Source organism: Rhodococcus sp. NPDC059234, from assembly GCF_042754225.1.
Classification (GTDB): domain Bacteria; phylum Actinomycetota; class Actinomycetes; order Mycobacteriales; family Mycobacteriaceae; genus Rhodococcus_G.
In genome coordinates this window covers 22,546-33,686 of the sequence record NZ_JBHZAH010000049.1, presented here as the reverse complement: position 1 = coordinate 33,686, position 11,141 = coordinate 22,546, and the positions used below count along the sequence as shown (strand labels likewise).

Genomic DNA, 11,141 nt, shown 5'->3' with positions numbered 1-11,141 from the left:
GGACGAGGCCGCTCCCATCGAGGTCAGCGTCGGCGAACCGGCCGCGCCGGTCCGCGCCGAGGTCGCCGAGGAGACCGCAGAAACCGCAGCCGTCGAAGAGCAGCCGCACGCCGAATCCGAGGAGGAGGGCGAGGGCCAGGGGCGCCGTAGGCGTCGTGGCCGCCGGGGCCGTGGTCGTGGCCGCGGCGAGCAGGCCGGTGAGGGCGAGCACGGCGAGGAGCCGGAAGAGGCTGCCGAGTCCGAGGACAAGAAGGACCGTGCCGCGGAGGAGTCCGCGACCTCGGAGGCCGCCGAGCCGGCGGAGGCCGAGGCCGAGACCGCCGAGGGCGAGTCCGCCGAGGGCGAAGGCGAAGAGGGCGCGGGTGACGGCGCGAGCCGTCGCCGTCGTCGCCGTCGCCGCCGCAAGGGCAGTGGCGAAGGGGCCGAGGGCGGTGCCGAGGATGACGGCGTCACCACCGTCGTGCACGAGCGCGAGCCGCGCACCAAGGCCCGAGTCAAGGACGAGGTCCAGGGGATTTCCGGGTCCACCCGACTCGAGGCCAAGCGTCAGCGCAGGCGCGACGGCCGCGACGCCGGTCGCCGGCGTCCGCCGATCCTCACCGAGTCGGAGTTCCTGGCCCGCCGCGAGGCGGTCGATCGCGTCATGGTCGTGCGGGAGAAGACCGGCGGTACCCACCCCGAGGGGCTGACCCAGGTCGCGGTGCTCGAGGACGGCGTCCTGGTCGAGCACTTCGTGACCAGTTCCGCCTCGGCGTCGATGGTCGGCAACGTCTACCTCGGCCGGGTGCAGAACGTGCTGCCCTCCATGGAGGCTGCGTTCATCGACATCGGCCGGGGCCGCAACGGCGTGCTGTACGCCGGCGAGGTCAACTGGGAGGCCGCGGGCCTCGGCGGCAACAGCCGCAAGATCGAGCAGGCACTCAAGCCGGGCGATCAGGTGCTGGTCCAGGTCAGCAAGGACCCGGTCGGGCACAAGGGTGCCCGCCTGACCACGCAGATCTCCCTGGCCGGACGGTTCCTGGTGTACGTGCCGGGCGGCAGCTCCACCGGCATCAGCCGCAAGCTGCCGGACACCGAGCGCAAGCGGCTCAAGGAGATCCTGCGCGAGATCGTGCCCCCGGAGGCGGGCGTGATCATCCGCACCGCGTCCGAAGGCGTGAGCGAGGAAGAACTGGCTCGCGACGTGAAGCGTCTGCAGACGCAGTGGTCGGACATCGAGGAGCAGGCCGCCGCCGCGGACAAGGGCAAGTCGGGCAACCCGAAGGCCCTGTACGAGGAGCCCGACCTGCTGGTGAAGGTCGTCCGCGACCTGTTCAACGAGGACTTCGCCAAGATCGTCATCGAGGGCGAGAAGTCCTGGTCGACGGTGGAGAACTACATCAAGACCGTTGCCCCCGACCTGCTGCCCCGGGTGGAGAAGTACGACGGCAACGGCGGCCCGGACGTGTTCGAGGCCAAGCGCATCGACGAGCAGCTCGCGAAGGCGCTCGACCGCAAGGTGTGGCTGCCCTCCGGCGGCACCCTGGTGATCGACCGCACCGAGGCGATGACCGTGGTCGACGTCAACACCGGCAAGTTCACCGGTGCGGGCGGCAACCTCGAGGAGACCGTCACCAGGAACAACCTGGAGGCGGCCGAGGAGATCGTGCGCCAGATGCGGCTGCGCGACATCGGCGGCATGATCGTCGTCGACTTCATCGACATGGTGCTCGAGTCGAACCGCGACCTCGTGCTGCGCAGGCTCACCGAGTCGCTCGGGCGTGACCGGACCCGTCACCAGGTCTCCGAGGTCACCTCGCTCGGCCTGGTCCAGATGACCCGCAAGAAGCTGGGCACCGGGCTGGTCGAGGCATTCTCCACGACCTGCGAGCACTGCCACGGTCGAGGCATCATCGTGCACGCGGACCCGGTCGAGGTGCGCTCCGGCGGCGACGACGGCGCGTCGCGGTCCGGCAGGGGCGAGTCCGGCGGCGGGCGCAAGAAGCGCGGTCGCGACAAGTCGTCGGCCGGAAACGAGCAGCAGCCGGCCAAGAGCGATCAGCCCGCGGCCTCGGACGTGGACGCGACCGTCAAGCGCGCTCACCCGGTCGCGCTCGCCATGGCGGCCCACCATCACGACGAGGAGCACGCGGGCGAGGCCGTGAGCGCGGAGGAGCCGACGGTGGTCGAGCCCGTGGTGGTCGAGCCCTCGGGCGAGGCCGTCGTCGAGGCTGAGCCCGCGGCTGTTACCGAGGCCGTGGTCGAGGCCGAGCCTGTGGTCGAGCCCGAGGCCCCGGCAAAGGGGCGGCGTCGTTCGCGGCGGTCGTCGCGCGCGGCGGCGGCCCCGGTCGAGACCGAGGACACCGGCACCGTGGTCGTCATCCCGGCGGAGCCCGAACCGGAGGCCGCACCGGAACCCCCGGCTCCGGTCGCGGCGGTGACGATCCCCGCACCGGAGGCCCCGGCGCAGCCGGTGGTCGTCGCGGACGGGGAGCCGGCCGCGCCGAAGCGACGGCCCCGTCGCCGGGCCGCGGCCCGGCCTGCGGGACCGCCCGCGGACGTCGACGCCTGACCGTGGCCGGTCGGGAGCGGGAGTGTGGCGGGACCGGTTTGACCCTGCCCGCCGCCATCCCGTAATCTTGACCGGTCGCTACTCGGCGATACCGCTCTGCCGCGCCCGCGAGGGCGGCGGCGGGCACGCCTGAGAAAGCAAGTACACCAGACCAGTCGTGCGGCTACTGCTGCGCGAGCACGTTCGAAGAAATAAGGGGTAGCCCTCCGATGGCAACGTACGCGATCGTCAAGACCGGCGGAAAGCAGTACAAGGTCGCTGTTGGTGACCTCGTCAAGGTCGAGAAGATCGAGGGTGAGCCCGGCACTGCAGTCTCGCTGGCCCCGGTCCTCGTCGTCGACGGATCCGAGCTCACCACCGACGCCGACAAGCTGGCCAAGATCACGGTCACCGGCGAGGTCGTCGAGCACACCAAGGGCCCGAAGATCCGCATCCACAAGTTCAAGAACAAGACCGGCTACCACAAGCGCCAGGGTCACCGTCAGAAGCTGACGGTGCTCAAGGTCACCGGTATCAAGTAACTAGAGCTTTTAGTTCCCAGGAGGGTTCGACATGGCACATAAGAAGGGTGCATCCAGCTCCCGTAACGGTCGCGATTCGAACGCACAGCGCCTCGGCGTGAAGCGCTTCGGCGGCCAGTCCGTCAGCGCCGGTGAGATCCTGGTGCGTCAGCGCGGAACCCACTTCCACCCCGGCGTGAACGTCGGACGTGGCGGCGACGACACGCTGTTCGCGCTCGCCGCCGGTGCGGTGGAGTTCGGTACCAAGCGTGGACGCAAGACCGTCAACATCGTTCCGGCCGCGGCGCAGGCCTGATTCTGCTCCGGTCGATCGTGTCGCCGATTCGGTGACCGTTGACAGTTCGAAGCTCCCAATAGGGGCGGGCGAGGGTCTCGAAGACCCCGCTCGCCCCTATTTCGTTTTCACCCAGAGGAAGGGATCCGGCAGTCATGTCCCGATTCATTGACCGCGTGGTGCTGCACGTCAGCGCCGGAAATGGCGGCAATGGCTGCGCCTCCGTCCACCGCGAGAAGTTCAAGCCACTCGGCGGGCCGGACGGCGGCAACGGCGGTCGTGGCGGTGACGTGGTGCTCGTCGTCGACGAGAACGTGCACACCCTGCTGGACTTCCACTTCCACCCGCACGCCAAGGCCAGCAACGGCAGGCAGGGCGCCGGCAGCAACCGCGAGGGCGCGAACGGCGAGGACCTGATCCTCCGGGTCCCGGACGGCACCGTGGTGCTCGACTCGGACGGCAACATCCTCGCGGACCTCATCGGTGCGGGCACCCGCTTCGACGCCGCCCCCGGTGGTCGCGGCGGCCTCGGCAACGCGGCGCTGTCCTCGAAGGCACGCAAGGCTCCCGGTTTCGCCCTGCTCGGCGAGGAGGGCGTCGAGCGCGACCTCGTGCTCGAACTCAAGTCGGTCGCCGACGTCGGCCTCGTCGGCTTCCCGTCCGCGGGCAAGTCCTCGCTGGTCTCGGTGCTGTCCGCCGCGAAGCCGAAGATCGCGGACTATCCGTTCACCACGCTGGTGCCGAACCTGGGCGTGGTGTCCAGCGGCGACACCACCTTCACCGTCGCCGACGTGCCCGGCCTGATCCCCGGCGCCAGCGAGGGTCGCGGTCTCGGGCTGGACTTCCTGCGGCACATCGAACGCACCGCCGTGCTCGCGCACGTCGTCGACTGCGCGACCCTCGAGCCGGGCCGTGACCCGATTTCGGACGTCGACGCGCTCGAGGCCGAACTCGCCGCGTACAAGCCGGCGCTGTCCGGTGACGCCAGCCTGGGCGATCTCGCCGACCGGCCCCGGATCGTCATCCTGAACAAGGCCGACGTTCCCGAGGCGGCGGAGCTCGCGGAAATGGTCACGCCCGAGTTCGAGGCGCGCGGCTGGCCCGTCTTCACCATCTCGGCGGTTAGCCGGGAAGGCCTGCGGCCGTTGACCTTTGCGCTGGCGAAGATGGTCGAGGAGTACCGCCTCGCGCACCCGAAGGCCGCGCCCAAACGTCAGGTCATCCGGCCGGTCGCGGTGGACGAGACCGGGTTCAGCGTCATCGCAGACCCCGAGACCCCCGGCGGCTTCATCGTCCGCGGAACCCGGCCCGAGCGGTGGATCCGGCAGACCGCGTTCGACAACGACGAGGCGGTCGGCTACCTCGCGGACCGGCTCGCGCGACTCGGTGTGGAGGACGCGCTGGTCAAGCAGGGCGCGGAGCCCGGCTGCTCGGTGACCATCGGAAACGTGAGCTTCGAATGGGAGCCGCAGACCCCGGCAGGTATCGACCTGACACGGACGGGCCGCGGCACGGACCCGCGACTCGACCAAGTCGATCGCATCGGCGCTGCCGAGCGCAAGCACGCGCACCGGATCCGGCGCGGGCTCGAGGGCCTGGATCCCGAAGACCAGTGACGGCGGTCTCGGGTACCCGCGCCCAGATCGCGACCGCACGCAGTGTCGTGGTGAAGATCGGCTCCTCGGCGCTGACCAGCCTCGAATCCGGTTTGGACCGAGGCAAACTCGACGCTCTCGCGGACGCGATCGAGTCGCGGATGCGGGCCGGCTCGGACGTCGTGGTCGTGTCCTCCGGTGCGGTGGGGGCCGGTATCGCCCCGCTCGGGCTGTCGAAGCGTCCACGGGATCTGGCGACGAAACAGGCGGCGGCCAGTGTCGGACAGTTGGCGCTGGCGCACGCCTGGGGCACCTCGTTCGAGCGGTACGGCCGCACAGTCGGGCAGGTGCTGCTCACCGCCGACGACATCGCCAGGCGCACGCAGTACCGCAACGCGCAGCGCACCCTGGACCGGTTGCGCGCCCTGCACGCGGTCGCGATCGTCAACGAGAACGACACCGTCGCCACCGCGGAGTTGCGGTTCGGCGACAACGACCGGCTGGCGGCGATGGTCGCGCACCTGGTCAGCGCCGACGCGCTCGTGCTGCTCTCCGATGTCGACGGGCTCTACGACGGTGACCCCCGCAAGGGCGGTGCGACCCTGATTCCCGAGGTGACCAGTCCGGAGGATCTCGACGGTGTGGTCGCGGGGTCCGGGGGAGCGCTCGGTACCGGCGGCATGGCCTCGAAGCTCTCGGCGGCCCGCCTCGCGGCGGATTCCGGTGTGCCGGTGCTGCTCGCGGCTGCGTCCGAGGCGGCCGAGGCGCTGTCCGGGGCCGGGGTCGGCACGGCATTCGCGGCTCGTCCGTCGCGGCTGTCCGCCCGCAAGTTCTGGGTGCGCCACGCCGCCGACACCCAGGGCGTGCTGCAGCTCGACGCGGGTGCGGTGCGGGCGGTCGTGGACCGGCGCCGGTCGCTGCTGCCCGCCGGGATCACCGCGGTGACCGGCCGGTTCTACGGGGGCGACGTGGTGTCGCTCGCCGGACCCGACGGTTCGCCGGTCGCCCGTGGCGTGGTGGCCTTCGACGCCGCCGAGCTCGACGAGATGCTCGGCCGGTCGACGATGGAGCTGCCGTCCGAGCTGCAGCGGCCGGTTGTGCACGCGGACGACCTGGTCCCGCTGTAAGGAGTGCCCCCTCGAAACGGACAAACAGACTGTCCGGTACTTCGATGGGGGAGGCTGATCGCATGAGGGGTTTGATGGTGGCGGCCGCGGGAATCGTCGCGATCGGGTTGGGGACGGTGCTCGCGCCGACGGCGGCAGCGGAGGGCGGTCCCGGGGAGTACTCGCGGTGCGAGTCGTTCCGGGCACCGTGGGATCCGCAGGCCTGGATCCGTGACGGCAGCAGCGACAAGATCGTGCTCAGCCCCTTCGGTGCGAGCGAGGTGTACTGCACGTCGTGGCATGGGATGACCGGCGGGTACCAGGTCGACCCGTGGGGGAACAAGCATTGGCTGGACACCCCGTGGCTGGGGCCGCTGACGAACAAGATCTACGTCTGGAACCCCGAGGCCTTCTGATCGGCGAGGGCGGTCAGGACCTCCGAGCAGCCGGCCTCCAGCTTGAGTGCAGCGAACTCGTCGCCCCTGGTCGGGCCTCGGTTGACGATGGCCACCGGGGTGCCGCGCTTGGCGGCGTGGCGGACGAAGCGTAGCCCCGACATCACCGTCAGCGAGGAACCGAGCACCAGCACCAGATCGCACCGGTCGACCATCGCGTAGGCGGCCTCGACCCGCGGCTTGGGGACGCTCTCGCCGAAGTACACGATGTCGGGTTTGAGGATGCCGCCGCAGCGCTCGCAGTCGACGACGCGGAAGTGGGCGGTCTCCTCGATCACCGCGTCGGCATCGGGAGCGATCTCGACTCCCGTTGCGGCGGAGACGGACTCGGCGAAGCCGGGATTGGCCTCGGTGAGGCGATCGGCCAGGGAGTAGCGCGAGATGCGGTGCTCGCATGCCATGCACCGGACCTGCGCGTAGCTGCCGTGCAGGTCGATCACCGCGCGGCTGCCGGCCTTGGTGTGCAGCAGGTCGACGTTCTGGGTGAGCACGCCGGTGACCCGGCCCGACCGTTCGAGGTCCGCGAGAGCGCGGTGTCCCGCGTTGGGCACGGTGGCGTCCATGAAGCGCCAGCCCAGGTGGTTGCGGGCCCAGTAGTGCCGACGGAACGCCGCGTCCCCCATGAACTGCTGGAAGGTCATCGGGGTACGGGGCGGCGAGTCCGGGCCGCGGTAGTCGGGGATGCCGGAATCGGTGGACATCCCGGCCCCGGTCAGCGCCACCAGCCGGCGGCCGCGCACCAGGTCGGCCAGCCGGTCGCCGGTGGCTGGGATCGTCGGTGCGCTCACGCACTCCAGGCTAGCCCTGGCGGAAATCTTCAAGACCGGGCCTGCGCATCGGAGGAGTCCGAACGCCATGACAACAGTTGATCCAATCCCCGCCGGATACCGGACCCTCACGCCGTTCCTCGCTGTCGAAGACGGACGCGCGGCCCTCGACGGCCTCGAGGCGCCCGAGCCGGGCTGGGTGCACGGCTCGCTGGTGGGTGTACGTGGAGGACGCCGACGCGTTCGTGGATCGTGCGGTGCGGGAGGGTGCCACCCTGGTGCGGCCGGTGGAGGACACCTTCTCGGGTGATCGGCACGGGGTGCTTCTCGATCCGTTCGGGCACCGCTGGGCGGTGTGCACCAAGGTCGAGGACGTGCCGTCGGAGGAGGTGGCGCGCCGGGCCAGGGAGCTGTTCTATCCGGCGGGGAGCGGAGCCTGAGGGCCGGGCGGACCCGACGCGCCGCGAGTACGGTCGACGCATGGGTGTTATCGGTGAGATGTTCCCGGGGAAGAAGCTGGAGAACGACGAGAGCCAGGACGGCGGCGGGCAGACGTATCAACCGCGCGTCGAACTCGATCTGGACGCGGGCGTGATTCGGGTGTCGCCGGCGAAGCCCGCCGCCACCGCGCAGGACGCGTCAGGCGAGTCGGCGCCGGGTCAGTAGCCCGCGACCGGATCGATCCGGGCCAGCAGTTCCTGGCCGGCCACGTAGCGGCGCACGTTCGCCGTGACGTGGTCGGCGAAGGCGGGCGGGCGGACGCCAGGCGGGTTCGAGTCGTGCGGTGTGACGATCGCGTTCGGCAACGTCCACAGCGGGTGGCCGTCGGGCAGCGGCTCGGGATCGGTGACATCCAGCCCGGCGCCGCCGATCCTGTTCTCGCGCAATGCATCCACCAGGGCATCGGTGTCCACGAGGGAGCCGCGGGCGACGTTGATCACCCAGGACCGCGGGCCCAGCCGGGCCAGCTGCGGCGCGCCGACCAGGTGCCGGGTGGCGCTGGTGGCGGGGGCCGCGACCACCACGTGGTCGACGCCGTCCCACAACTCGTCGAGGCGGTCGGCCGGCAGCGTCGTGGCCGCGCCCGGTACCGCGCGGCCCGACCGGTTCACCGCGACCACCGTCGCGCCGACCGAGGTGAGCATAGGGATCAGGGCCCGCCCGATGCCGCCCGCGCCGACGACGGCGACGCGGGCCCCACGCAGCGTCCCGACCTTGCCGAAGAACTCCTGCTGACGCCAGGTGGTGGCGGCCAGGTGTTCGGGCAGTGCCCGGACCCCGGCGAGCAGCAGCGCGAAGGCGTGCTCGGCGACGGTTGCGGCGAACGCCCCGGCCGCCGAGGTCCACACCAGGTCCGGATGCCGCTGGATGATCCCGGCCGCGAACCACTCCTCGACCCCCGCCGAGTACAGCTGCACCCAGCGGACGCCCGCCGGCAGATCGTCGGGGAAGCGGTCCGGGCCGCCGTCCCACACCAGCGCGCTGGCGTCGACCATCGGCGCCCATGTGCCGCCGCCGCGGGTGATCGCGTCCACGAGCAGCGGGTCGGCGTGCGGTCCGAGGGCGACGGGCACCGGCGACATGGGCGTACTCCTCGTGGTCAGACGGGCGACTCGATCAGCGGGTAGACGCCATTCTCGTCGTGCACCTCGCGACCGGTCACCGGGGGGTTGAAGACGCACAGCATGCGCATCTGCGTGACCGGCTCAACCCGGTGTCGCTCGTGGCCGTCGAGCAGGTACATGGTGCCCGGCCGGAGCTGGTGCACCTCGCCGTTGTCGAGGTCGGTGAGGATGCCGTCGCCCTCGATCAGCCAGACGGCCTCGACGTGGTGGGCGTAGTGGAACTCGTTGACCGAGCCCGCGCGAATCGTGGTCTCGTGGAAGGAGAATCCGACGCCGTCGCCGCCGAGGACGATGCGCTTGCTGCGCCAGTTGCCGTCCTCGCCGACCACGTCGCGGTCGGTGCCGGTGATCTCGTCGGTGGTCCGTACGATCATGGGAGTCTCCTTCTCAGGCGCAGATCTTGGCGGTCGCCTCGGCCAGGATGCTCAGTCCGTGGTCGAGTTCCTCGTCGGTGACGGTCAGGGGCGGAAGCAGTTTGACCACCTCGTCGGAGGGGCCGGACGTCTCCGCGAGCAGGCCCTCGTCGAACGCGAGTCCGCAGACCTTGACGGCCTTGCCCGGGTCGTCGAACACCAGCCCCTGGACCATGCCGCGACCTCTGGTGCTGACGCCGTCGAACTGGTCCGACAGGTTCGCGAAGATCTGGTGGATCCGTTGGCCCTTGGCGATCGTGGAGCGCTGCAGGGCATCGTCGGACCAGTAGTGGTCGAGCGCGGCGGTCGCGGTGACGAATGCCGGGTTGTTGCCGCGGAAGGTGCCGTTGTGCTCGCCGGGGGACCACACGTCGAGTTCCGGCTTGAACAGGGTCAGCGCCAACGGCAGGCCGTAGCCGCCGATGGACTTCGAGAGCGTCACGATGTCCGGGGTGATGCCCGCGACCTCGAAGGAGAAGAACGGGCCGGTGCGACCGCACCCCATCTGCACGTCGTCGACGATCAGCAGGATCCCGCGGTCCGCGCAGAGGGCGGCGAGCCCGCGCAGCCACTCGGGGCGGGCGACGTTGACCCCGCCCTCGCCCTGCACGGTCTCCACGATGACGGCGGCCGGGCGGTTGAGTCCACTGCCCGAATCGTCGAGAACCCGTTCGAACCAGTGAAAGTCCTCGGTGGCACCGTCGAAGTAGTTGTCGAACGGCATCGGGGTGGCGTGCACCAGCGGGACTCCCGCGCCGGCGCGTTTCATCGAATTGCCGGTGACCGAGAGCGCGCCCAGGGTCATGCCGTGAAATGCATTGGTGAAGTTGATGATCGACTCGCGGCCGGTCACCTTGCGGGCCAGCTTCAGTGCGGCCTCGACGGCGTTGGTCCCGGTCGGGCCGGGAAACTGCACCTTGTAGTCCAGGCCCCGCGGTTCGAGGACGTTGCGCCGAAAGCTGTGCAGGAATTCACGTTTGGCGACCGTGGACATGTCAAGGCCGTGCGTGATGCCGTCCGACGCGACGTAGTCGAGCAGTGCGGACTTGAGGACCGGGTTGTTGTGGCCGTAGTTCAGTGCGCCTGCGCCGGCGAAGAAGTCGAGGTACTCGGTGCCGTCCTCGGCGCGCAGCCAGGATCCGGACGCGGAGCTGAAGACGGTGGGCCAGGCGCGGCTGTAGCTGCGGACCTCGGACTCGAGGCTGGTGAACACGCTGTTGTCGGTGGTGCTGTGGGGAGTGGCTGTCATGGCTCTCCTTGGGCTGAGGGTCTGTCGGCTTCAGTGATCGCCGATGGTGTAGAGCTCTTCCGATTCGTGCTGATCGGGGAAATGGCTCGGGTCGAACAGTCGTTGACGTGCGATCGAGGTGTAGCGGGTGCGGGCCAGCGAGGTGAACAGGGCCTGCGAGGCGGTGTTGCCCGGGCTGATCGTCGTTTCGAGGCGGGTAACGCCCTGGTGGGCAAGGTGATCGAGAAGGTGGTTCAGCATGGACGCGGCGATTCCGTGTCCGCGCAGGTTCTCGTCCACGGCGACCTGCCACACGAAGACCGTGCGCGGATCCTGTGGACGGACGAATCCGGTGACGAAGCCGCCGATGTTGTCACCGTGTGCTGCGACGACCGAGCTGTCGCGAAAGTCTCTGCACCACAACAGGTAGGAGTAACTCGAGTTCAGGTCGAGCACGCGGGAGTCGCGGGCGATCTGCCAGAGCCTCGGGGCGTCGTTCACTGTCGGTGCTCTGAACGTGACCGCGGCGGGTCCGGAGTTCGGGGTCGTGCTGTTTGTAACAGGCGTCATAGAGATTTCGAACGTATCAATGGAGGCAACGGATTT

13 protein-coding genes are annotated in these 11,141 nt (G+C 70.0%); 8 read left to right on the top strand and 5 right to left on the bottom strand.

Annotated elements, in window-relative coordinates; translation table 11 throughout:
- From ACFXGJ_RS12750 to ACFXGJ_RS12725, 6 genes are all read left to right on the top strand, one after another.
- Window positions 1–2,551, top strand: a 2,551-nt coding sequence (locus ACFXGJ_RS12750) for an Rne/Rng family ribonuclease (protein ID WP_378619956.1), incomplete at its 5' end; no start/stop codon positions are given.
- Between the two features lie 209 nt (window positions 2,552–2,760).
- Complete coding sequence (gene rplU / locus ACFXGJ_RS12745; RefSeq protein ID WP_142097333.1) at window positions 2,761–3,072, top strand: 50S ribosomal protein L21; 312 nt, start codon at window positions 2,761–2,763, stop codon at window positions 3,070–3,072.
- Window positions 3,073–3,103: 31 nt separating this feature from the next.
- Complete coding sequence (rpmA, locus tag ACFXGJ_RS12740; RefSeq protein ID WP_378424095.1) at window positions 3,104–3,367, top strand: 50S ribosomal protein L27; 264 nt, start codon at window positions 3,104–3,106, stop codon at window positions 3,365–3,367.
- 134 nt (window positions 3,368–3,501) lie between these two features.
- Window positions 3,502–4,962 carry a GTPase ObgE gene (obgE, locus tag ACFXGJ_RS12735; RefSeq protein WP_378619955.1) on the top strand — a complete coding sequence of 487 codons (1,461 nt, stop codon included), beginning with the start codon at window positions 3,502–3,504 and terminating at the stop codon, window positions 4,960–4,962.
- Window positions 4,959–6,068 carry a glutamate 5-kinase gene (proB, locus tag ACFXGJ_RS12730; protein ID WP_378619952.1) on the top strand — a complete coding sequence of 370 codons (1,110 nt, stop codon included), beginning with the start codon at window positions 4,959–4,961 and terminating at the stop codon, window positions 6,066–6,068. The genes obgE and proB overlap by 4 nt, the downstream gene beginning before the upstream one ends.
- 62 nt (window positions 6,069–6,130) lie before the next feature.
- Window positions 6,131–6,463: a hypothetical protein gene (locus tag ACFXGJ_RS12725; protein WP_378619949.1), complete on the top strand. Its 333-nt coding sequence runs from the start codon at window positions 6,131–6,133 to the stop codon at window positions 6,461–6,463.
- On the opposite strand, the gene ACFXGJ_RS12720 is transcribed toward ACFXGJ_RS12725, so the two are convergent.
- The gene (locus tag ACFXGJ_RS12720) at window positions 6,436–7,299 is read right to left on the bottom strand and encodes an NAD-dependent protein deacetylase (protein ID WP_378619958.1); all 864 of its coding nucleotides are present in this window, start codon (window positions 7,297–7,299) and stop codon (window positions 6,436–6,438) included. The two genes, ACFXGJ_RS12725 and ACFXGJ_RS12720, sit on opposite strands and share 28 nt — an antisense overlap.
- A gap of 194 nt (window positions 7,300–7,493) precedes the next feature.
- Here ACFXGJ_RS12720 and ACFXGJ_RS12715 point away from each other — a divergent pair, with 194 nt between their 5' ends.
- Both ACFXGJ_RS12715 and ACFXGJ_RS12710 read left to right on the top strand, forming a co-directional pair.
- Window positions 7,494–7,709, top strand: a complete 216-nt coding sequence (locus ACFXGJ_RS12715; protein WP_378619945.1) for a VOC family protein — start codon at window positions 7,494–7,496, stop codon at window positions 7,707–7,709.
- Between the two features lie 40 nt (window positions 7,710–7,749).
- Entirely contained in the window at window positions 7,750–7,935 is a 186-nt protein-coding gene (locus tag ACFXGJ_RS12710) for a hypothetical protein (protein ID WP_378619942.1), read from the top strand.
- Here the strand turns inward: ACFXGJ_RS12710 and ACFXGJ_RS12705 are convergent.
- The 4 genes from ACFXGJ_RS12705 to ectA are packed head-to-tail and all read right to left on the bottom strand — an operon-like array spanning window position 7,929 to window position 11,105.
- Window positions 7,929–8,852 carry a D-isomer specific 2-hydroxyacid dehydrogenase family protein gene (locus ACFXGJ_RS12705; protein WP_378619939.1) on the bottom strand — a complete coding sequence of 308 codons (924 nt, stop codon included), beginning with the start codon at window positions 8,850–8,852 and terminating at the stop codon, window positions 7,929–7,931. The two genes, ACFXGJ_RS12710 and ACFXGJ_RS12705, sit on opposite strands and share 7 nt — an antisense overlap.
- 17 nt (window positions 8,853–8,869) lie before the next feature.
- Window positions 8,870–9,268: an ectoine synthase gene (locus ACFXGJ_RS12700; protein ID WP_378619931.1), complete on the bottom strand. Its 399-nt coding sequence runs from the start codon at window positions 9,266–9,268 to the stop codon at window positions 8,870–8,872.
- Window positions 9,269–9,281: 13 nt separating this feature from the next.
- Complete coding sequence (gene ectB, locus ACFXGJ_RS12695; RefSeq protein WP_378619929.1) at window positions 9,282–10,556, bottom strand: diaminobutyrate--2-oxoglutarate transaminase; 1,275 nt, start codon at window positions 10,554–10,556, stop codon at window positions 9,282–9,284.
- Between the two features lie 30 nt (window positions 10,557–10,586).
- Window positions 10,587–11,105 (bottom strand): diaminobutyrate acetyltransferase, encoded by a 519-nt coding sequence (gene ectA / locus ACFXGJ_RS12690; protein ID WP_378619926.1) that lies wholly within the window; start codon window positions 11,103–11,105, stop codon window positions 10,587–10,589.
- Window positions 11,106–11,141: the final 36 nt, after the last annotated feature.

Excerpts from the sequence above, each read along its gene's own strand:
- ACFXGJ_RS12725 (WP_378619949.1), top strand. The coding sequence starts at position 6,131 with ATGAGGGGTTTGATGGTGGCGGCCGCGGGAATCGTCGCGATCGGGTTG.
- ACFXGJ_RS12710 (WP_378619942.1), top strand. The coding sequence starts at position 7,750 with ATGGGTGTTATCGGTGAGATGTTCCCGGGGAAGAAGCTGGAGAACGAC.
- ACFXGJ_RS12705 (WP_378619939.1), bottom strand. The coding sequence starts at position 8,852 with ATGTCGCCGGTGCCCGTCGCCCTCGGACCGCACGCCGACCCGCTGCTC.
- rplU (WP_142097333.1), top strand. The coding sequence starts at position 2,761 with ATGGCAACGTACGCGATCGTCAAGACCGGCGGAAAGCAGTACAAGGTC.
- ACFXGJ_RS12700 (WP_378619931.1), bottom strand. The coding sequence starts at position 9,268 with ATGATCGTACGGACCACCGACGAGATCACCGGCACCGACCGCGACGTG.
- ectB (WP_378619929.1), bottom strand. The coding sequence starts at position 10,556 with ATGACAGCCACTCCCCACAGCACCACCGACAACAGCGTGTTCACCAGC.
- ectA (WP_378619926.1), bottom strand. The coding sequence starts at position 11,105 with ATGACGCCTGTTACAAACAGCACGACCCCGAACTCCGGACCCGCCGCG.
- obgE (WP_378619955.1), top strand. The coding sequence starts at position 3,502 with ATGTCCCGATTCATTGACCGCGTGGTGCTGCACGTCAGCGCCGGAAAT.
- rpmA (WP_378424095.1), top strand. The coding sequence starts at position 3,104 with ATGGCACATAAGAAGGGTGCATCCAGCTCCCGTAACGGTCGCGATTCG.